Raw genomic sequence first — 20,102 nt, forward strand, 5'->3', positions numbered from 1 at the left:
TTCAGGCGTGGCGGGCGTCCCGGCTGCGGGCGCCGCCGGGCTTGCCGTGCCAGAGCAGCACGAGCAGCGCCAGCCCGACCGCGGCCAGCACGCCGCCCGCGATCCAGAGGATCAGCGGGAACGTGGTGATCAGCCACAGCTTCGACATGTTGCCCTCGGCCGTCGCGACGTTCGCGAACACGGTCTTGTCGTCGAACTCCAGCGTGCCGTCGAAGACGAGCGTGCCCTCGCCGGGCATGTCGCCCGGGGCGCGCAGCTCCTGCTTGCGCTCCTCCTGGCCGTCGATGATCGCGCCGGAGACCGGCTCGACCCACATCGTGCGCCGGTTCTCGTAGTACAGGTCGGCGCGCACGGCGGGCTCGGCCTTGCCCAGCAGCGCGCCGGGCACGTCCCGCTCGCCGATCTTGGTGCGCGGGACCACCTGGACGAAGCGGTAGACGGCCAAGCCGTCGATCTCCTCCTCCGCCTCGAACCGCGCGTCGAGGGAACCGCGCACGGCAATGTCGTACATCGGGTAGTCGCGCCGCTCGGTGCCGAAGGGGAACTTCAGGCTCAGCCCGGGCTGCTGGACGTCGCCGCGCGGCGCGGTCTCCCGCGCGCCCCGCTCCTTGTCCTCGATGTACTGGTTCTCGCACGGGGCGACGGCGAGGTTGGTGGCCCGGTCGAGGCAGACCTCGCGGACGCTGGCGGAGACGACCGTCCCCGTGGCGTCCTCGGTGACCCGGGTGGCCTCGACCCAGGCCGCGACCTCACCGCCGTCGACCACCTCGGGCGCCAGCAGGTCCCCGGTCACGTGCCGGGTGGAGGTGAGGTTGAGCCCGGAGCGGATCTCCGGGTTCGGGACGCCGCCCGGCCCCTCGCTGATCAGCAGCGCGGTCACGTTGCGGCCGACCGCGACGGAGGTGGTGTCGATGTCCACCGGCGCCTTGGCCAGGCTCGGGTACGCCCAGGCCCGCAGCAGCACCCCGAGCACGACCGCGAACACCCCGAGTCCCAACAGGGTGAAGCCCACGATGCGACGCAACGGTCCTCCAACACGAGACGCAGGTCACAACGACCCGAAGGCGTCCAACCGTAGTCACCAGCGCCGACGGCAGACAGAGTGACTCAGATCACGCACTGCCGGTTCGGTCCTCCCCGTGCTCGGCGACGTGGCAATCGGCCCCGCGAATTGCGTCTTTCGCCGCAGCGCGACAACGGGATCTGTCCCCGCGAACAACCGGGCAGGGGTGAAGATGTGGCCCTGCCACCGACCTCGGAGGGAAGCGGCCGTGCCCTTGCGCATCGGAGTGCACCACCACGTCGCCCACGCGCCCCCGCGCACGCGCACCGCGGTCGAGGACACCGCCGCGCTGCTGTCGATGCACGGGCACCGCGTCCTCGACCTGGCCGCGGGGCGCTCGCTGCTCGACCGCCTGCGCGACCGGGCCGCCCTCGACTCCGTCGAGGTGCTCGTGCACCTGCCCGGCCTGGTCCTCGGCGAACGCTTCCCTTGCACGGCAACGGTCACTGTCGGTCGAGGGCCGGGAGCCGAGCCGGTGGGCATCGCCATCTCCGCCCGACCCGGCCTCGCGGGCCAGGTCCGCGGGCTGGCGCGGCTCGTCCTGCTCGACCAGCCCGCGCTCACCACGGCGACCGTCGCCTGACCCCGGAAGGACGGCGACCATGCCGTTGGGCCTGTCCACCCCGTGGGTCACCGCGGCGGTCTCGGCGCTGTCCGCGCGCGTGCCCGACCGCCTGGTCACCGCGGCGCTCGCGGCGACGTACCCGCGCTTCGAGCCCGAACTCGCCCGGCTGGGCGACTTCTGCCCGACCAGCGGCACCGCGCTGGACATCGGCGCCTGGTACGGCCCCTGGTCCCGCGCCCTCGCCCGCCGCCTCGACCGGGTCGTCGCCGTGGAGCCGAACCCCGCCGTGGCCCGGGTGCTGGCCCGCACCGCCCCGCCCAACGTCGACGTCGTCCGCGCCGCGATCACCGACACCCCGGGCGCCGGGGTGCTCTACGTCCCCGACACCGGCCGCGGCACCGAGGCCACCGCGTCGATGGCCTCCGCCGTCGGCCCGGCGGTCCCGGTGACCACCACGACCATCGATCACCTTGCCCCGCCTGACGTCTCCATCATCAAGCTCGACGTCGAGGGCATGGAGACCACCGCCCTGCGCGGGGCCGCGACCGTCCTCACCGAACACTCGCCGGTGTTGCTGATCGAGCTGGAGTACCGGCACGGTCCCGTGGACGAGATCGTCGAGCACCTGGCGGGCTTCGGCTATCGCGCCGAGATCCTGGCGGGGGGCGCCTGGCGGCCGCTGGCCGGTTTCGACCTCGCCGCCCACCAGGAGCGGATGCTCCCGCTGGTGACCAGCCGCGGATACCTGGAGAAGGTCCTGCGCGGCGGACCGCACTACATCAACAACGTCCTGTTCCGGAAGGCTCAGCTCAGGCGGTGAGTCTCGATCGCCAGGTACAGCTCCGCGGCGCCGCGCGGGTCGGCCAGGTCGCGTCTGGTCAGTTCCTGGATGCGGCGGATGCGGTAGCGGACTGTGTTGGGGTGGACGAAAAGGCGCTCCGCGGCGTCCTTGGCCGAGCCGTGCTCGGTGAACCACACCTGCAGGGTCTTCAGCAGCACGTCGCGCTCGGCCACGGGGAGGGTGAGCAGGTCGGCGAGGATGTCGCGGGTGAGCTCGCGGGCCAGTTGCGGGGCGCCCGCGACCAAAGTGGTCAGTGGGCGGTCGGCGAAGGCGACGGCGCCGGTCTCGCCGGGGGCCAGGCAGCGGCGGGCTATCCGGGCGCGGCGAAGGGCCGCGGGGAGCAGGTTGAGGCCGGAGACCGGCGGGCTCATGCCGACCGCGCCGCCCAGGCGGTCCAGGGACTGGCGCAGCCCGCGCAGGTCGACGGTGCGGGCGACGACGACCACGCCGACCTCGGCGTCGTGGCCGCGGCGCCAGACCGCGCGCCAGCGGCTGGGGTCGATGGCGGAGGAGGGGGCCAGGTCACCGGCGTCGGCGTAGAGGACCACGAAGGGACCGGCGGGCGGCAGCCCGAGGCCCCTGGCGGCGTCGTCGAACTCGGCCCGCCGGGTGAAGCGGCCCTCCAGCAGGGCGTCGACCAGCTCGGCGCGGGCCTTCTCGTCATAGCCGGCGTTATCGGCGGCGACCTCGGTGTACGCCGAGGCGATGGCCTCCGAATAGGCGTCGATGATCCGCCAAATGGTGTTGCTGACCGGGAGCAGCTGCTCCGGGGTGATCACACCGGGCGGGATCGCGCGCTCGACAATCGCCTCATAGGAGAACGTCCCGGCGATACGGAACGCGCGGAGCACGGCGGGCAATGGGATACCGAGGCGGGCTTGGGCGCGGGCGGTCTTGCGGGCGCATTCGAGGTCGACGTCGCGGGACTCGATGAACGCGTTCAGCGCGTGGCGCAGGTTGACCTCGCACACCTTGCGCAGCTCCGCGGGGGCGCTCTCGTGCACCCGGCGGTAGAACTCCTCCTTCTCCCGCAGCAGCGCGGAGAGTTCAGCGGCCAGCTCAGGCAGCCGCCCGAGTTGCGCCCTGGCGACGTCGGCCAGCTCGGGAGGCAGCGGCGACGTGATGGTCGGAGCGCCCATCGCACGACTGTAACGCGCTTTTCATCATTTCCGTACCGTCCGGTAGCGAATTCGTTGTCAGACCGGATCGATTCCGAAGGCGCCGAGCAAGGTGGCGAATTTCGCCGATGTCTCGGCCAGCTCCGCCGCCGGGTCGGACGCGGGCATGATCCCGGCGCCCGCGAACAGCCGCACCCGCGCGCCCGCGACCTCGGCGCAGCGGATCGCCACCACCCACTCGCCGTCGCCCGCCGCGTCGCACCAGCCGACCACGCCGCTGTAGAAGCCGCGGTCGAAGGGCTCCAGCGACGCGATCGCCTCGCGGGCCAGGGCGGTGGGCGTGCCGCAGATCGCCGGGGTCGGGTGCAGGGCCGCGGCCAGGCGCAGCGCGGAGACGTCCGGGTCGGCGAGCCTGCCGACGACCCGGGTCGAGAGGTGCCAGACCGTCGGGGTCTCCACCAGCTCCGGGGTGTCCGAGACGGTGATCCTGGTGCAGAACGGGCGCAGGGTGTCGACCACCGCGTCCACCACGACCCGGTGCTCGTCCTGGTTCTTCGCGCTGGCCAGCAGCGCCGCGGCGTTGGCCCGGTCGGTGGCCGCGTCCGCCCCCCTCGGCAGCGTCCCGGCCAGCGGGTTCGCGGTGACGGTCAGGCCGGTGCGCGAGAGCAGCAGCTCCGGGGTCGCCCCCACCAGCGTGGTCTCGGGCAGGTCGACGGCGAAGGTGTACCCCCGCGGGTTGGCCCTGACCAGGCCCGGCAGCAGCGCGGGCAGGTCGAGCGGTTCGGCGAGGTCGAGCTCCAGGGTCCTGGCCAGCACCACTTTGCGCAGGTCGGAACCGTTACGCAGCGTACGCACCGCGGCGGCCACGGCGGCCTCGTACGCGGGCCCGGACGGCACCGACCGGCGACCGACGGCGACCGGCCTGCGCGGTGAGCCCGAGGGCGCCTCGGCCCGGCCCGCGCGCCGCGCCGAGGCCGGGATGACCACGTGCGGGGCGGCTCCCGGCAGGAACGGCAGGGCCCCGACGGCGACCGGCGCGCCGGTGTCGAGCAGCAGCTTGGTGACCCGCCCGGCGAGTTCGTCGGGGTCGGTCTCGGCGAGCACGGCCTGCGCGCCGCGGGCGTGCACGGTGGCCGTCGGGCCGGCGAGCAGGAAGTCCCCCGGCTGGTAGTCGGCCACCAGCCGGGCCGATTCGGCCGCGTCGTCCACGCCCCCATCATGCCCAGGCGCCAGGCGTCCCACGGATCGGGCTCCGCGTGTCCTTGCCCACCCAAAGCCGCAGGTGGGCACCCGTGCGGGTGCCCACCTGCGAAAAGGACCTAGGTCCCGATTCAGCCGAGGGCCTCGATCAGGGCGGCGCGCTGGCGCTCGCCGAGACCGGCCGCGCGCCGGTCGGGGTCGATGCCCGCCTGCTCCAGCAGGGCGGCGACCTTCACCTGGCCGAGTCCGGGGACGGCCTTGAGGAGCGCGGCGACCTTGGTCTTGCCGACGGTCTTGTCGTCCTTGGCCTTGCCGAGCACGGCGGCGATGGTCTGCTCGCCTGCCTTGATCGACGCGAGCAGCTCCGAACGCGCCTTGCGCGCCTCGGCTGCCTTGGCGAGCGCGTCGGCGCGCTGCTCGGGGGTCAACGTGGGCAGAGCCAACGTAGTAATCCTTTCGTTCCACCCGCCGCCTCGCAGCGGCTGGGTCACAGTTGTGTGCGGCACCGCAACTACAGACAGTCACCGCGAGAGTTGTCGTGTCCACCCCGTGGCCAAGCGGTGCTGCCCGGGGTACCCGGGTGCCTTTCGCCAGTAAACGACACCTCGGAACGCAACATACCCCCGACACGCGGAAATCTCCTGTGGAGTGTGGCGTCAACGGGTGACGACGGAGCGTGACAGCATGATCAACTACGGCGGGGACCGTGCCCCGCGCCACATTCCGGCGCTAGAGTCGGGCACTACTCGCCAGTAAGTCGGGGACCGACGCCCAGGGAGCTTGATCGACGATGTTGAGCACCATGCAGGACGGCAACCTGTCCATCGGAACGCTGCTGCGGCACGGCTCCACCGTTCACGCGGGCAGCACCGTCACCACCTGGACCGGCGAGGGCGGGCGCGTCACGACCTTCGCCGAGATCGGCGCCGACGCCGCCCGGCTGGCCAACGCGCTGCGCGGCCTCGGCGTCACCGGCGACCAGCGGGTGGCCACCTTCATGTGGAACAACGCCGAGCACCAGACCGCGTACCTGGCCATCCCCGCCATGGGCGCGGTGCTGCACACGCTCAACCTGCGCCTGTTCCCCGACCAGCTGACCTACATCGCCAACCACGCCGAGGACAAGGTCGTCATCGTCGACGCGACCGTGGCCCCGCTGCTGGCCAAGGTGCTGCCCACCTTCACCACCGTCGAGCACGTCATCGTCGCCAACGGCCCGGCCGCGGCGCTGCAGGCGCCCGATGGCGTCCAGGTGCACTCCTACGACGAGCTGCTGGGCGCGCAGTCCGCCGAGTTCGACTGGCCGGACGTGGACGAGCGCCTGGCCGCCGCCATGTGCTACACCTCCGGCACCACGGGCAACCCCAAGGGCGTCGTCTACAGCCACCGCTCGATCTGGCTGCACTCCATGCAGGTGTGCATGGCCGACGGCCTGGGAGTGTCCCCGTCGGACACCTCGCTGGTGATCGTCCCGCAGTTCCACGCCATGTCCTGGGGCATGCCGTACGCGGCGTTCATGTGCGGCGCCTCGCTGATCATGCCCGACCGGTTCCTGCAGCCGGAGCCGCTGCTGACCATGATCGAGACGCTGCGGCCGACGCACTCCGCGGCCGTGCCGACGATCTGGCAGGGCGTGCTGGCCGCGCTGGAGCAGAACCCGCGCGACATCTCGTGCCTGCGCGAGGTCGTCGTCGGCGGCGCCGCCTGCCCTCCGTCGATGATGCACACCTTCCAGGACAAGTACGGCGTGTCCATCGTGCACGCCTGGGGCATGACCGAGACCTCCCCGCTGGGCACGGTGTGCCGCCCGCCCGCGGGTCTGTCCGATGAGGAGACCTGGAAGTACCGCTACACCCAGGGCAGGCTGCCCGCGAGCGTGCGGGCGCGGCTGATCGGCGACGACGGCGCCGAGGTGCCGCGGGACGGCGTCAGCGTGGGCGAGCTGGAGGTGCGCGGGCCGTGGATCACCGGCTCGTACTACCGGCTCGAGGAGGACGGCGACGGCGCGGAGAAGTTCGACGGCGGCTGGCTGCGCACCGGTGACGTCGGCACGCTCACCCCGGACGGCTTCCTCACCCTGACCGACCGCTCCAAGGACATCATCAAGTCCGGCGGCGAGTGGATCTCCTCGGTGGAGCTGGAGAACCACATGATGGCCCACCCGGCCGTCGCCGAGGCCGCGGTCATCGGCGTGCCCGACGAGAAGTGGGACGAGCGCCCGCTGGTCACCGTCGTGCTGCGCGAAGGCGCCAGCGCCACCCCGGACGAGCTGCGCGGGTTCCTCGCCGACAAGGTCGCCAGGTGGCAGCTGCCGGAGAACTGGGCGTTCATCCCCGAGGTGCCCAAGACCAGCGTCGGCAAGTTCGACAAGAAGGTTCTGCGGGCCCAGCACGCCGAGGGCAGACTGGACGTCACCCGGCTCGACTGACGTCCCAGGCGTGGCGGGGGTGCGCCATTCGGCCCCCGCCAACCCGCTGGCTCGGTAGGGTCGGGGAGCCCTGCCGAGCGAGGAGGTGACGGGGCCTGCCGAGCGAACCTGGCAAGCGCGCCCGCAAGCTGAACGCCACGTCCTACGTGGTGCTCGGGATGCTGTCCTATGCCCCCGCGACCAGCTACGAGCTCAAGCAGCGGGTCGGGATGACCATCGGCAACTTCTGGGCCTTCGCCCACTCCCAGCTCTACGACGAGCCCGCGCGGCTGGCCGAGGACGGGCTGGTCACCTCGGCCGTCGAGGACGGCGGGCGGCGCAAGCGCACCTACTCCATCACCGCGGCCGGGCACGCCGCGCTGACCCGGTGGCTGGCCACCGAGAGCCGCGAGCAGACCGAGGTGCGCGACATCGGCCTGCTCAAGCTGTTCTTCTCCACCTCGGGCAAGCCCGAGGACCTGCGCAAGCTGGCCCTGGACCGGTTCGAGTCGCACAAGGCGCGCGCGGACAACTACCTCGCCCAGCACGAGCAGATCGTCGACCACGCCGACCGCTGGCAGGTCAAGACGCTGGAGCTGGGCATCCGCTTCGAGCGCTGCGTCGAGGAGTTCTGGGCGGACTTCATCGCGGAGCTGGACGCCGAACTCTGACGGTGGTTTACACGGTAGCCGTCATGGGTGGAAAATCCTTCCCATGAGGTTGCTCTGCGCGCTCGTGGTGGCGCTGTTCGTGGTGTCCACCGCCCCCGCCTCGGCGGCGGGCGCCACCGTCGCGCTCCAGCTGTGGCGCTTCCCGGCCGACGCGGGCGCCGGGACGGCCGAGGGGGTGCGGCCCGGGTCGGGCGGCCTGCGGCTGCACCGGCCCGCGGGCACGGTCACCGAGGCGGGCCGGGAGTACGAGTACGCGCGCTGGACCTCGCCCGCGCACCGGCCGGGGCTCGGCGCGACGCAGCTCGTGGCCTCGTGGAACGCGGCCACCCCGCCCGGCACCTGGCTGAGCGTGGAGCTGCGCGTGGACGGACCGCGCTGGTTCACCCTCGGCAAGTGGGCGCACGGCGACGGCGACATCCGCCGCACCAGCGTGCCCGGCCAGTCCGACGCCTCGGGGTACGTCGACGTGGACACCTTCGTCGCGGCGCGGCCGGTGTCGTCGTACCAGCTGCGGGTCACGCTGTACCGGGCGGTGGGGACGACGACCGGCCCGACCGTGCGGCTGCTGGGGGCGATGGCCTCGGCGGTGCCGGACCGGTTCACGGTGCAGGCGAGCACGCCGGGGGTCGGGCGGGGGATCGAGCTGGCGGTGCCGCGGTACTCGCAGAACACCCACATCGGGCAGTACCCGGAGTACGGCGGCGGCGGGGAGGCGTGGTGCAGCCCGACCTCGACGGAGATGGTGGTGGAGTACTGGGGGCGCGGGCCCTCGGCGGCGGACCTGGCGTGGGTGGACCCGTCCTTCGCCGACCCCAGCGTCGACCACGCGGCGCGGCACACCTATGACCTGGACTACGACGGGACGGGGAACTGGCCGTTCAACACCGCGTACGCGGCCACGTTCGGGCTGACCGGCTACGTGACGCGGTTGCAATCACTGTCCGATGTGGAGCGGCTGATCGCGGCGGGCATCCCGGTGGTGACCTCGCAGTCGTTCCGGGCCGACGAGCTGACCGGGGCCGGGTACGGGACCGCGGGGCACCTGATGGTGGTCATCGGGTTCACCGAGTCCGGCGACGTCATCGCCAACGACCCGGCGTCGCCGTCGAACCCGGCGGTGCGGCGGGTGTACGACCGCGCCCAGTTCGAGACGATCTGGCTGCGCACCAAGCGGCACACCGCGTCGGGGTCGGTGGCGAGCGGGTCCGGCGGGATCGCCTACGTGATCAAGCCCGCCGACCGCTGAGCCCCATGCCCGGCCGGGTGGACGATGCCGACTACCCCGCGTCGCCCTACCCGGGCGCGCGGCCCGCGTTCTCGTTCGCGCACGACGAGGGCGGCGGGCACGCGGTGCGACCGTCGCCGTGGCGGGTGGGGTCGCGGGAGGTGGACGCGTGGCTGGCCGCGCGGTCGTCCCCGCCGCTGGCCGCCCGGGTGCCGTTGCTGTCCTACGGGTCGAACGCGTGCCCGTCGAAGCTGACGTGGCTGCGGGCCGCGCACGGCCTGGCGGGGCCGGTGGTGGTCCTGCGGGCGCGGTCGGTCGGGGTGTCCGCGGTGTGGGCCGCCGGCCTTCGGGTGGCGGACGACCAGCGGCCCGCCGTGCTGGCGTCCGCGCCCGGGGTGGTCGAGGACCACGCGCTGATCATGGCGTCGGTCGAGCAGCTGCGGGCCTTCGACACGTGCGAGGGACGCGGGGACCGGTACCTGCTGGCCGATGTCCGCTGCCCGGTGACCACTGAGGACGGTGCGCGGTGGGACACCGTCCTCGCCTACGTCGGGGCACGGGAGACCCGGCGCCCGCTGGTGGTCGACGGGAAGTTCGTCGCGTGTTCCGCTGTGTCCCAAGTGGACGCCGTCCACCTCGTCGGCACGCCCGCGGAGTCCGACGGGTTGGACGCCACCGCCGTGCCCGGCGCGCCCGATCCGCGCGACTACCCCGGCAGGCTGTTCGTCTACGGAACCCTCCAGCCCGGCGCGACCGCGTGGCACCTGCTCGCTCCCCACGCCGCGGGCCCCGGTCGCCCGGCCCGGCTGCCCGGCACCCTCCACGACACCGGGCAGGGCTACCCCGCCCTGGGCCTGCCCGCCCCGAGTACGCCCGCCCTGGGCGCGGGGCCCGGCGTCACCGGCTGGGCGGTCCCGCTGCGCTCGGGCGCGTCGCTGGACTCCCTCGACGAGTACGAGGGCCCCGAGTACGCCCGCGTCCGCGTCACCTTGACCGACGGCTCCGTGGCCTGGACCTACGTCTGGCGGAGCCCCCTCGACGGCCTGCCCGTCCTCACCGGCCCGTGGCCCACGACCGACCCAATCAGGTGAACAATTCTCAATTCACCGACCCCCGTACGGCTGGTCCTGCTGTCATGGCGCGACCGATCAAGGGGGGACCATGATCCACACCACCATGCCGCCACTGGCCCGGGACGTCGTGTGAGATGCCCGAATCCGACGACTGGCCGTGGCTCGCGCCCACCGCGTCCAGGCCGCGTTCCCGATGTGGGGCCTAGTGCACCCGCTTGCGGGGCATGTCCGAGGGCTTGGGCCCGCTCCGCACCGGCGGCGCCAGGGGTGAGGCGTCGGGCAGGCCGTAGTAGCGGAACAGCTCCGCCGCGACGTCCCCCGACAGCAGGCCACCGACTTGGAGGCCGTTGACGGGAAAGCCGTCGACTGGGGAGCCACCGACTGGGGAGCCGTCGGTTGGGGGGCCGTCGACCTGGGGGGCGTCCTTCACCACCGCGAGGAGGACGCCCACCCGCAGGCCATCGGGGTCGCTGCGCGCGTCCCGCAGCGGGACGAACGACTCGCGCTGTCCGAAGAGGCCGGTTCGCACCGTCACCCACTGGGGTTGGCGGGTGGCCCCGTCGACGTAGACCATCCCGACGCGGCCGATGCGTTCACCTTCGGGGTCGTACACGTCGCGCCCGATGAGGTCCTGCGGCTTCATGTGACCAAAATCGCGGTACGGGACCCTGTGGGCAACCGCGGTCACTCGATCGTGGGACGGTTCACCCGAGTAAGGGACGCGGGGCGCGGGACAATGGCGGGGTGATGTCGCTCGACGCGCTCATGGCCGCGCTTCCGGAGTACGCCAAGGACACCGAGCTGAACCTGGGCTCGGTGCTCGGCCGCTCACCCCTGCCCGGGCAGCAGGCGTGGGGCACGGCCCTGGCCTGCGCGGTGGCCGCCCGCGACGGCGGGGTGCTGACGGCCATCGCCGCCGAGGCCAGGACGCACCTGAGCGCCGAGGCGTTCACCGCCGCGAAGGCCGCCGCCTCGATCATGGCGATGAACAACGTGTACTACCGGGCCAAGCACCTCATCGGCGACCCGGAGTACGCCGCGATGCCCGCCCGGCTGCGGATGCGCGTCGTCGCCCGGCCGGGGGTCGACAAGGTGGACTTCGAGCTGTGGGAGCTGGCCGTCTCGGCGGTCATCGGCTGCGGGGTGTGCCTGGAGACCCACGAGAAGCGGCTGCGCGGGGCGGGGGTGTCCCGCGAGACCGTGCACGAGGCCCTGCGCATCGCCGCGGTGGTGCACGCCGCCGCGGTCACCTTGGGGGCCGAGCGGGCACTGGGCGGTCTGCCCGGATCGGCCGACGACCTGGGGTGAACGGCCCATCGGCGCCCCTGAGCCACATCGCGGGGCGAAGCCGCCTTTCGGGCGGATCACCGCGCCGGGGGCGGTCCGACCAGCTTCCCGGGGTTCAGCACCCCCGTCGGGTCCAGCTCCCGCTTGACCGCGCGCAGCACGTCCACGCCCAGGCCGCCGATCTCGTGGGCCAGGTAGGGCGCGTGGTCGACGCCGACGGCGTGGTGGTGGGTGATCGTGCCGAGGTCGGTGATCGCCTCGCAGGCGGCGCGCTTGGCGGCGGTCCACTGGCCGACCGGGTCGACGCGATCGCGGGGCACCAGGACCGTGAAGTAGAGCGAGGCGCCGGTTTCGTAGCTGTGCGAGATGTGGCAGGCGACGACCGGCTTGTGCGCGTCGGTGCTCAGGGTGTCCAGCAGCGCGGCGCGGACCGCGGCGCGCAGGGTGTCGAGCCTGGTCCAGTGGGCGGCGGTCTCCAGGGTCTCCACGCACACGCCCGCGTCCAGCAGGGCGTCGCGCTGGCGGGGGCCCGCGAAGCGGCCGTGCCGCCACGCCTCGCCCGCCGCGGTGCCGAGGGCGACGTTGCGGGGCAGCAGCCGCAGGGTGGCCCGGCGGCGGGCGGCGAGCTCGGCGGCGGTGCGGCCCTCCCAGCCGAGGATGAGCAGGCACGGCTCGGCGATGCCGCGCAGCCGCAGGTACCGGCGGACCGCGGCGATCTTCCAGCCGCCCTTGAGGGCGAACCCGACCTCGGTCTCCTGGGGGTCGGAGAGCCGCACCACGGTGGCCTGGCCGCCGTCCTGGGCCAGCGCGCGCACGGCCGCGGCGCCCGCAGTCCAGCCGTCGAAGACGAAGCCCTCGTAGCGCCGCGCCCCCGGCTTGGCCCGCACCCGCAGCGCGACCTCGGTGATGACGCCGAGGGCGCCCTCGCTGCCGACGACGAGCTGGCGCAGGTCCGGCCCGGCCGCCGACGCGGGCGCCACGCCGAGACGCCAGTCCCCGCGCGGGGTGGCCAGCCGGACCCCCTCGACCATGGTCTCGAACCGGCCGTAGCCCGCGCTGGCCTGCCCGGAGGAGCGGGTGGCCGCGAACCCGCCGATGGTGGCGCGCTCGTAGGACTGGGGGAAGTGGCCCAGGGTCAGGCCGTGCTCCCCGAGCATCCGCTCGGCTTCCGGGGCGACGACTCCGGCCTGGAACACCGCGATCCGCGAGACCGGGTCGACGGAGACGAGCCGGTCGAGGCGGGCGAGGTCGAGCACCACGACGGCGGCCTTGTCCCCGCGCAACGCCTTGACCCCGCCGACGACGGAAGTGCCACCGCCGAAGGGGATCACGCCGATGTCCAGCTCCACACAGGACTCGACGACCCGCAGCACCTGCTCGGCGTCACCGGGCACGACCACGGCGTCGGGAACGGCGGGCGCCCCGCCGCGGTGGGCCATGAGGTCCAGGTAGGACAGCCCGCCCGCGCGCCCGAGCCGGGCCTCGTCGTCGACCAGGACGTGCTCGGGACCCACGATCTCGGCGAGCGCCGCCCGCGCGGCGTCGGGCAGGGTCGACGCGGGCGCGGTCACCGCCGTGACCGGCGTGCTGACCTCGCCGAGCCCGGTCCGGTCCCGCAGCCAGCGCGCCGCGTGGGCGGGCAGGTGGGCGTCGGCGGCGCCCGCGGGCGTCCACGTGGCACGGACGTGCGGGTCGAGGTGGTCCGGGGAGTGGGTCACGCGCTAGAGTGTGACACATGACGGCAAAACGTCACACCCCACCGAGCACCAGGGTGGACGACCGGGTCCTGCTCGACGCCGCCCGGGACTGCGTCCTCGACCAGGGCGTCCGCCGCACCACGCTGACCGACGTGGCCCGCCGGGCCAAGGTCAGCCGCATGACCCTGTACCGACGCTACCCCGATGTGCGCTCGCTGCTCGCCGCTTTGATGACCCGGGAGTTCGGCCACCTCCTCACCCGCGCCACCGCGACGGTCGCCGAGGCCCCCTCCGCCCGTGACCGCCTGGTCCGCGGCGCCGTGGCGGGCCTGCGCGCGATCACCGCCGACCCGCTGATGCGCATCGTCCTCGACCGCGACGGCGCCCTGGTCCTGCCCTACATCGTGGAGCGCCTGGGCAGCACGCAGAAGATCGCCGAGGCGTTCCTGGTCGGGCAGCTCACCGCGGGCCACGCCGACGGCTCCATCCGCAAGGCCGACACCGCCGCCCAGTCCCGGGCGATCCTGCTGACCGTCCAGTCGTTCGTCCTGTCGCACACCCCGGCCACCGCCGACGTCCCCTCCGACAGCCTGCTCGCCGAACTGACCCACCTGCTCGACGCCGCACTGCGACCGGAGACACCGTGAAGAGCACCGCCCTCAACGCCGCCCGGCGCGGCGCCGACCTGGCCGCGCTGACCGAGGAGACCGTGGACGTGCTGATCGTCGGCGGCGGGGTGACCGGCGCGGGCGCCGCGCTGGACGCGGCGTCGCGGGGGCTGTCGGTGGCGCTGGTGGAGGCGCGGGACCTGGCCTTCGGCACGTCGCGGTGGTCGAGCAAGCTGATCCACGGCGGGCTGCGCTACCTGGCCAAGGGCGATGTCGGGCTGGCCCGCGAGAGCGCCGTCGAGCGCGGCATCCTGCTGACGCGCACCGCCCCGCACCTGACGCGGGCCCTGCCGCAGCTCGTGCCGCTGCTGCCCGGGGTCTCCCAGCGGGCCGCCGGGCTGACCTTCGCCGGGCTCGTCGCCGGGGACGGGCTGCGCAGGCTCGCCAGGACGCCCGCGAGCGTACTTCCCCGGCCGCGCAGGGTCTCCGCGCCTGAAGCGCTCGCGCTGGCGCCCGGGTTGCGGCGCCAGGGCCTGCGCGGCGGGCTGCTGTCCTTCGACGGGCAGGTCGTCGACGACGCGCGGCTGGTGGTCGCGCTGGCGCGCACGGCCGCCGGGTTCGGGGCGCGGATCGTGACGCGGGCCAAGGCGCTCACCCTCGACGGGCGCGGCGCGCACGTGCTCGACGAGGTGACCGGGCACGACATCCGGATCAAGGCCCGCGCGGTGGTCAACGCCACCGGGGTCTGGGCGGGCGAGCTGGTCGAGGAGGTGCGGCTGCGGCCATCGCGGGGCTCGCACCTGGTGCTCGACGGCGCGAACCTCGGCATCGGGGGCACCGCGCTGACGATCCCGGTGCCCGGCCGGTTCGGCAGCTTCGCGCTGCTGCTCCCCCAGCCCGACGGCCGCGTCTACCTGGGGCTGACCGACGTCGCGGTGGACGGCCCGATCCCGGACGTGCCCGCGGTGCCCGAGGTCGACGTCGACTTCCTGCTCGACATGGCGAGCACGGTCATCGCCCGCCCGCTCAGCAGGCTCGACGTGCTGGGCTCCTTCGCCGGGCTGCGGCCCCTGCTCGCGGGCGCGGGCGCCCGCTCGGCCGACCTCTCCCGCCACCACGCGATCCTGACCTCCGCGAGCGGCGTCATCACCGTCGTCGGCGGGAAGCTCACCACCTACCGCAGGATGGCCGCCGACGCCATCGACGCCACCGGCCTCGCCGCGGGCCCCTCCCGCACGCGTGACATCCCGCTCGTCGGCGCCGCGCCCAGGGACAAGCTCTCCACAGTGGACGCGCCCGAGTGGCTCGTCTCCCGTCATGGCACCGAGGCCGCCACGATCCACGCCATGGCCCAGCTCGACCCCGACCTCGCCAAGCCGGTCGCCCCCGGCAGCCCGGTCACCGCGGCCGAGGTGGTCTGGGCGGTCCGCAACGAGGGGGCGCTGAGCGCCGACGACGTCCTCGACCGCCGCACGCGCATCGGGCTGGTGCCCGGTGAGCGCAAGGAAGCCGAGGACGCCGTGCTGTCCATTGTGGACAGGGCTCAGCTACGCGGGTGACTCCAGGGCGTTCATCAGCGTCCCCCACTGCGCCAGCATGAACAGCACGCCCGCCAGCAGGTTGTCCACCGGCTCCCAGATGTTGCCGTGCCCGCTCACCTGGTGCTGCTGGAACTGCGGGTCGGTGATCTGCGTGAGGCCCTTGGGCGGGGTGCCCTCGGCCGCGGCCGGGTGGCGCAGGTCCATCGCGTGCGGGTTGCCCCCGGAGACCCGGTCGACGACCTGGGCGATCTGGCCCGCGTCGATGCGGGCCGGGTCGACGCCGTGGTTGATCAGGATTTCCACCGCGCTGCCGATCCAGCGGGCCCGGTCCACCCGGGAGGCGGGCGCGCCGGGGCTCGGCGGCGGTCCACTTGGTCCGTACCCGGTGGACGGACCCGCGGGCAGTGGCTGGTAGCCGGAGTACGACGGCGGGGTGGTCGGGGAGTACACCGGCCGCCCGGTCGGGGTGGTCGGCTGGAACTGGTTGTAGCTGTAGTCGCGCGGCGCGTTCTGCGCGTACGTCGGCCCGCCCGCGGGTCCCGCCGGGTTGACGTAGTGCGCGTTCGCCGCCGCGTCGATCCCCGAGGTGTTCACCGGCGCGCCGTGCCTGCCCTGGGCGCGCGGGGCGGTGTTGGCCCGCCCGCCGATGGTCGCCAGCAACTGCTTGACCGACTTGGCGAGGTTCACGATCTTCTGGACCGTCGAGAGGATCTTCTGCAGCGAGGAGATGAACTTCTGGACCTTGGTCACGATCTTCTGCGCGGTCTGCACGGCCTGGGCGACCGACTGCGCGATCCCCTTGGCGATGCTCGCGCCGAAGCTGAGCCAGGACGCGGCCAGCGCCTCGATGATGATCTGGATGACCCGCTGCACGCACTGGTTGATCAGGTCGAGCACGGTCTTGCGCACCTCGGCCAGCAACTGCCCCGCGCCGTTGACCGCCTGCCCGACGCCCTTGCTGACCTGCGCCAGCGCCTCCAGGCCGTCGGCCTGCGTCGCGCTGGCCGAGCGGTAGGACTCACCCGCGGAGCCGTGCCAGTTGCAGGTCTCCTCGCTGGCGGCCTGGCGGTAGCGGGCCGCGGTCGCGGTGAGCTGCTCGGCGGTGCGGGTCCAGCCCTGGGCGCTGTTGATGATCGAGTTCGCGTCGCCGAGGAGGGCGTCGAAGGGCTCGCGCAGGAACGAGATGTGCTCGATGATCCAGCCGAACCCGGCGCCCGCCGCGGCGCCCAGCGGGTCGCCCGCGATGTTGATGACGTCCATGGCGACGTTGCTGACCGCCATGCCCGCGTCGAGCCAGTCGCCGCCCTCGATGGCCGCCCGCGCGGAGCGGACGTTGTCGGAGATGGTGGTCACGGCCTGCTCGCCGCTGCCCTGCGGGGTGAAGCTGACCGTCATCGCCCACCGCCGAAGGTCACCGCGTTGCCCTGGTCGATCATCTCGTAGTCCGCCGCCACGGCCTCCAGGCCCTGCCGCACGTCGTCGACGGCGGCGGCGACCTTCTGGATGCCCTCCAGCACGTCCCCGCACGCGGAGAGGATCGCCGAGGCGAAGAAGCCGCCGATCACCCCGTAGGCGTTGTCCGAGACGAGCTGCGCCAGGTCCCGGGCGCCCTGGACCTGTCCTGAGCAGTCCGCGACCGTGCGCGCGTGCCCGCGCACCTCGGCCACGTTGACGGTGAATCCGGTGCCCATGCCGATCCCTGCCTTTCAGTTCACCACTTCGGGCGGGTTGTCGAAGTACTCGTCGTCGGAGCGCTTGTCCGGGCTCACCGGCTCCTCGGCGCCGTCCCCGGCGAAGCCCTCGGGCAGGTGGGACTTGACGACCTCCAGCGCGGGCCCCTCCCCGACCAGCTCGCGCATGGCGTCCACGACCTTGGCCGCGGCGTCGCGCTGGGCGGCGCGGGTCACGTCCATGACCACCCTGGCCAGGTGCTCCGGCTCCATGTCGCGCACGCCGGGGCGCAGGACCAGGCCGGTGGTCGCGCCGTTGGCGCTGACCCGCACGGTGACCTCACCGTCGGGCGAGGTGGCCGTGCCGCCGACCTCGCGCAGGGCCTTGTCCGCCTTCTGCGCGTTCTTGGCCGCGGCCTGGAGCTTCTCGTCGTACTGCGCGAGCCACTGCTCGGGCTTCATCCCCGGCCCTCCCATGGTCCAACCCGGATCATTGCTCTTTGACGGAGGATGTCCTGCCCGGTTCCCCGGCGGGAGTGATTCGGCCAACTCGTTTGCAGGCGCACCCGGCCGCCACCCGCGACCGGGGTCCGTCAGGCGATAATGGCACGGCGGATGCGACGCGAGGGGGAGTGCGGGTGGGCCCGGCGAACACGGTGTGGCTGATCGCCCGCCGCGAGATCGACACCCGGCTGCGCACCAAGGCGTTCCTGATCAGCACCGCCGTCGCCGCGGCCTTCCTCATCGGCGTCGTGCTGATGGAGAGCACCCTGTTCGCGAGCGCGCAGTCGAGCAGGGTCGGGCTCTCGGGCCAGGCGAGCGCCATCGCCGAGCCGCTGGTCGCCCAGGCGCGGGCGCGGGGGGTCGAGGTCGAGACCACGACCGTGCGCGACGTCGCCGACGGCGAGGCGCTGGTCTCCGACGGCGAGCTGGACGTGCTGGTCAGCGGGGCCCCGGCCGCGCTGCGGGTGGTCGTGCGCGAGGCGCTCGACGAGGACCTGCGCAAGGTGCTCAACAACCTGGTGCAGGAGCAGGTGCTGCGCGCCGAGCTGGCCGCGGTGGAGGACCTCGACCCCGACCGCGTGCTGTCGACCGCCGCCGACGCCACCATCGACGTGCACGCCCTCACCGTCCCCGACCCGGCCAGGGGGCAGCGGACGGCCGTCGCGCTCATCGTGGTCGCGCTGCTGTACCTGGCCCTGCTGTTCTACGGGACGATGGTCGCCCAGGGCGTGGTGGAGGAGAAGTCCAGCCGGGTGGTGGAGCTGCTGCTGGCCACCGTGCGGCCGTGGCAGCTGCTGCTGGGCAAGGTGATCGGCCTCGGGCTGGTGGGGCTGGCCCAGTTCACCGCCATCAGCGTCCTGGGGCTGGCGCTGGCGCTGAGCACCGACGTGCTGACCATCACCGGCGCCGCCGTGGGCACCCTCGCCTGGGGGATCGTCTGGTACCTGCTGGGGTTCCTGTTCTACGCCACGGTGTTCGCCGCGGCCGGGTCGCTGGTCTCGCGGCAGGAGGAGACCCAGGCGGTGCTGCTGCCGGTCACGATGGTGCTGGTGGTCGCCTTCGTGCTGGGCTTCGGGCTGCTCACCCGCGCGCCGACGGGCACGGCGACGGTGGTGGCGTCCATGCTGCCGCCGCTGGCCCCGGTCATGATGCCCGGGCGGATCGCGCTCGGCGCCGTGCCGCTGTGGCAGACCGCGCTGGCGATCGCGCTCACGCTGGCCGCGGTGGCCGGGCTGGCCTGGCTCGGCGCCCGGGTCTACGCCCGCGCGGCGCTGCGCACCGGGTCCCGGCTCCCCCTCGGCGAGGCGCTGCGCGCTAATCCCTGATCGCGCCGTAGCGCTCCAGCGCGACCAGCCGCTCCTCGGCGTGGTCCACGATCGGGGCGGGGTAGCCGGGGACGTCCCGGGGGTGGTGCGCCGCTTTTCCGTGCAGGGACCGCAGTTCCGGGACGTAGCGGCGGATGTAGTCGCCCTCGGGGTCGAACTTCTCGCCCTGGGTGGTGGGGTTGAAGACGCGGAAGTACGGGGCGGCGTCGGTGCCCGAGCCCGCGGTCCACTGCCAGCCGTGCTGGTTGGAGGCGAGGTCGCCGTCGACCAGGCAGGCCATGAAGTGCCGCGCGCCCAGCCACCACGGCACGTGCAGGTCCTTGACCAGGAAGCTCGCGGTGATCATGCGGACCCGGTTGTGCATCCAGCCCTCGGCGAGCAGCTGGCGCATCCCGGCGTCGACGATCGGGTAGCCGGTCCGGCCGCGGCGCCAGGCGTCGAAGCGGTCGTCGGCGCTGTCGTACTCGAACCTGTCGAAGCGGGGGTTGTAGTTCTCGCGGGCGGTCTCCGGGCGGTGCCAGAGGACGTCGGCGTAGAACTCGCGCCAAGCCAGCTCGGTGCGGTAGACGGTGTCGGCGGGACCGAGGTCGGCGAGCAGGGTGCGCGGGTGCACGCAGCCCCAGCGCAGGTAGACCGACAGGCGGCTGGTCCCGTTGACGCCGGGGCGGTCGCGGTCGCGGGCGTAGTCGGGCAGGCGCTCGTCGCGGAAGACCTCCCAGGCGGCCAGGGCGGCGGCCTCCCCCGCGGGCGGGAGGTCGGCGTCGAGGGCGGGGTCATCGGGGATGGGAACGCCGTCGCCGGTCATCCAGTCCAGTGTGGACGCGGAGGTGTCGGCGGGGGCTCGCCAGCCGTGTTCCAGCCACGCGCGGCTGAAGGGGGTGAAGACCTTGAACGGCTCCCCGTCGGCCTTGTGCACCCGACCGGGGGCGACCGCGTAGGGCGACCCGGTGCGCACGAACTCCACACCGGACAGTGCTTTCTCGACAGCGGCGTCCCGCTTCCGCCCGTACGGCCCGGTGTCGGCCGAGACGTGCACGGAACCCGCGCCGATCTCCTTCGCCAGGCGCGGGACCACGTCGACCGGATCGCCGTGGAGCACCACCAGCCGCCCGCCGAGCTGCTCGTCGAGCGCGCGCAGGCAGCGGTAGAGGAAGGCCAGCCGGGGCGCGCCGGATGGGCCGCGCAGGGCGTCGTCCAGGACGAACAGGGCCAGCGCGTCGCGACCGCGCTCGGCGGCGGCCAGCAGCGCGGGATGGTCACCGAGGCGCAGATCGCGGCGGAACCAGACGATCGAGGGAGCCATGCCG

At 73.4% G+C, this 20,102-nt stretch carries 20 protein-coding genes; 10 read left to right on the forward strand and 10 right to left on the reverse strand.

The features are described 5' to 3' along the window. Position 1: 1 nt before the first annotated feature. Positions 2 to 1,024, reverse strand: a complete 1,023-nt coding sequence (locus ACTG9Q_RS10300) for a DUF3068 domain-containing protein (protein WP_455572437.1) — start codon at positions 1,022 to 1,024, stop codon at positions 2 to 4. Between the two features lie 247 nt (positions 1,025 to 1,271). Between ACTG9Q_RS10300 and ACTG9Q_RS10305 the strand changes: the two genes are divergently transcribed. Together ACTG9Q_RS10305 and ACTG9Q_RS10310 are read left to right on the forward strand one after the other, a co-directional pair. Continuing rightward, entirely contained in the window at positions 1,272 to 1,646 is a 375-nt protein-coding gene (locus ACTG9Q_RS10305) for a hypothetical protein (protein ID WP_455572438.1), read from the forward strand. Positions 1,647 to 1,665: 19 nt separating this feature from the next. Continuing rightward, entirely contained in the window at positions 1,666 to 2,448 is a 783-nt protein-coding gene (locus ACTG9Q_RS10310; RefSeq protein WP_455572439.1) for an FkbM family methyltransferase, read from the forward strand. Here ACTG9Q_RS10310 and ACTG9Q_RS10315 read toward each other — a convergent pair. From ACTG9Q_RS10315 to mihF, 3 genes are all read right to left on the reverse strand, one after another. Beyond that, entirely contained in the window at positions 2,433 to 3,608 is a 1,176-nt protein-coding gene (locus ACTG9Q_RS10315; protein WP_455572440.1) for a PucR family transcriptional regulator, read from the reverse strand. The genes ACTG9Q_RS10310 and ACTG9Q_RS10315 overlap by 16 nt on opposite strands. A gap of 57 nt (positions 3,609 to 3,665) precedes the next feature. Further along, positions 3,666 to 4,796 carry an isochorismate synthase gene (locus tag ACTG9Q_RS10320; RefSeq protein ID WP_455572441.1) on the reverse strand — a complete coding sequence of 377 codons (1,131 nt, stop codon included), beginning with the start codon at positions 4,794 to 4,796 and terminating at the stop codon, positions 3,666 to 3,668. A gap of 122 nt (positions 4,797 to 4,918) precedes the next feature. Beyond that, positions 4,919 to 5,230 (reverse strand): integration host factor, actinobacterial type, encoded by a 312-nt coding sequence (gene mihF, locus ACTG9Q_RS10325; protein ID WP_455572442.1) that lies wholly within the window; start codon positions 5,228 to 5,230, stop codon positions 4,919 to 4,921. A 347-nt stretch (positions 5,231 to 5,577) separates the two neighbouring features. Between mihF and ACTG9Q_RS10330 the strand changes: the two genes are divergently transcribed. From ACTG9Q_RS10330 to ACTG9Q_RS10345, 4 genes are all read left to right on the forward strand, one after another. Continuing rightward, positions 5,578 to 7,215: a long-chain fatty acid--CoA ligase gene (locus ACTG9Q_RS10330; RefSeq protein WP_455572443.1), complete on the forward strand. Its 1,638-nt coding sequence runs from the start codon at positions 5,578 to 5,580 to the stop codon at positions 7,213 to 7,215. A 158-nt stretch (positions 7,216 to 7,373) separates the two neighbouring features. Further along, on the forward strand, positions 7,374 to 7,865 hold the full coding sequence (locus ACTG9Q_RS10335) for a PadR family transcriptional regulator (RefSeq protein WP_455572444.1): 492 nt from the start codon (positions 7,374 to 7,376) through the stop codon (positions 7,863 to 7,865). Positions 7,866 to 7,908: 43 nt separating this feature from the next. After that, positions 7,909 to 9,111: a C39 family peptidase gene (locus ACTG9Q_RS10340; protein WP_455572445.1), complete on the forward strand. Its 1,203-nt coding sequence runs from the start codon at positions 7,909 to 7,911 to the stop codon at positions 9,109 to 9,111. A gap of 17 nt (positions 9,112 to 9,128) precedes the next feature. Continuing rightward, on the forward strand, positions 9,129 to 10,181 hold the full coding sequence (locus ACTG9Q_RS10345) for a gamma-glutamylcyclotransferase family protein (protein WP_455572446.1): 1,053 nt from the start codon (positions 9,129 to 9,131) through the stop codon (positions 10,179 to 10,181). Between the two features lie 184 nt (positions 10,182 to 10,365). On the opposite strand, the gene ACTG9Q_RS10350 is transcribed toward ACTG9Q_RS10345, so the two are convergent. Beyond that, entirely contained in the window at positions 10,366 to 10,806 is a 441-nt protein-coding gene (locus tag ACTG9Q_RS10350; RefSeq protein WP_455572447.1) for a PRC-barrel domain-containing protein, read from the reverse strand. Positions 10,807 to 10,910: 104 nt separating this feature from the next. Here ACTG9Q_RS10350 and ACTG9Q_RS10355 point away from each other — a divergent pair, with 104 nt between their 5' ends. Continuing rightward, positions 10,911 to 11,471 (forward strand): carboxymuconolactone decarboxylase family protein, encoded by a 561-nt coding sequence (locus ACTG9Q_RS10355; protein ID WP_455572727.1) that lies wholly within the window; start codon positions 10,911 to 10,913, stop codon positions 11,469 to 11,471. 56 nt (positions 11,472 to 11,527) lie between these two features. On the opposite strand, the gene ACTG9Q_RS10360 is transcribed toward ACTG9Q_RS10355, so the two are convergent. Next, complete coding sequence (locus ACTG9Q_RS10360) at positions 11,528 to 13,168, reverse strand: FAD-binding oxidoreductase (RefSeq protein ID WP_455572448.1); 1,641 nt, start codon at positions 13,166 to 13,168, stop codon at positions 11,528 to 11,530. A 17-nt stretch (positions 13,169 to 13,185) separates the two neighbouring features. On the opposite strand from ACTG9Q_RS10360, the gene ACTG9Q_RS10365 reads away from it, so the two are divergent. Together ACTG9Q_RS10365 and ACTG9Q_RS10370 are read left to right on the forward strand one after the other, a co-directional pair. Next, on the forward strand, positions 13,186 to 13,794 hold the full coding sequence (locus ACTG9Q_RS10365) for a TetR/AcrR family transcriptional regulator (protein ID WP_455572449.1): 609 nt from the start codon (positions 13,186 to 13,188) through the stop codon (positions 13,792 to 13,794). Continuing rightward, positions 13,791 to 15,314: a glycerol-3-phosphate dehydrogenase/oxidase gene (locus tag ACTG9Q_RS10370; RefSeq protein WP_455572450.1), complete on the forward strand. Its 1,524-nt coding sequence runs from the start codon at positions 13,791 to 13,793 to the stop codon at positions 15,312 to 15,314. Before ACTG9Q_RS10365 ends, ACTG9Q_RS10370 begins: the two co-directional genes overlap by 4 nt. Here the strand turns inward: ACTG9Q_RS10370 and ACTG9Q_RS10375 are convergent. The 3 genes from ACTG9Q_RS10375 to ACTG9Q_RS10385 are packed head-to-tail and all read right to left on the reverse strand — an operon-like array spanning position 15,303 to position 17,428. Further along, complete coding sequence (locus ACTG9Q_RS10375) at positions 15,303 to 16,691, reverse strand: WXG100-like domain-containing protein (RefSeq protein WP_455572451.1); 1,389 nt, start codon at positions 16,689 to 16,691, stop codon at positions 15,303 to 15,305. The two genes, ACTG9Q_RS10370 and ACTG9Q_RS10375, sit on opposite strands and share 12 nt — an antisense overlap. Continuing rightward, positions 16,688 to 16,987 (reverse strand): type VII secretion target, encoded by a 300-nt coding sequence (locus ACTG9Q_RS10380; protein ID WP_455572452.1) that lies wholly within the window; start codon positions 16,985 to 16,987, stop codon positions 16,688 to 16,690. Before ACTG9Q_RS10380 ends, ACTG9Q_RS10375 begins: the two co-directional genes overlap by 4 nt. Positions 16,988 to 17,002: 15 nt before the next feature. Further along, complete coding sequence (locus ACTG9Q_RS10385) at positions 17,003 to 17,428, reverse strand: YbaB/EbfC family nucleoid-associated protein (RefSeq protein WP_455572453.1); 426 nt, start codon at positions 17,426 to 17,428, stop codon at positions 17,003 to 17,005. A 176-nt stretch (positions 17,429 to 17,604) separates the two neighbouring features. Here ACTG9Q_RS10385 and ACTG9Q_RS10390 point away from each other — a divergent pair, with 176 nt between their 5' ends. Then, a complete protein-coding gene (locus tag ACTG9Q_RS10390; RefSeq protein WP_455572454.1) occupies positions 17,605 to 18,795 on the forward strand; it encodes an ABC transporter permease in 1,191 nt (396 codons plus the stop codon). Here the strand turns inward: ACTG9Q_RS10390 and ACTG9Q_RS10395 are convergent. Next, positions 18,785 to 20,098 carry a cryptochrome/photolyase family protein gene (locus tag ACTG9Q_RS10395; RefSeq protein ID WP_455572455.1) on the reverse strand — a complete coding sequence of 438 codons (1,314 nt, stop codon included), beginning with the start codon at positions 20,096 to 20,098 and terminating at the stop codon, positions 18,785 to 18,787. The two genes, ACTG9Q_RS10390 and ACTG9Q_RS10395, sit on opposite strands and share 11 nt — an antisense overlap. Between the last annotated feature and the right edge of the window lie 4 nt (positions 20,099 to 20,102).

The sequence above is a fragment of the Actinokineospora lacus genome (genome assembly GCF_053813445.1).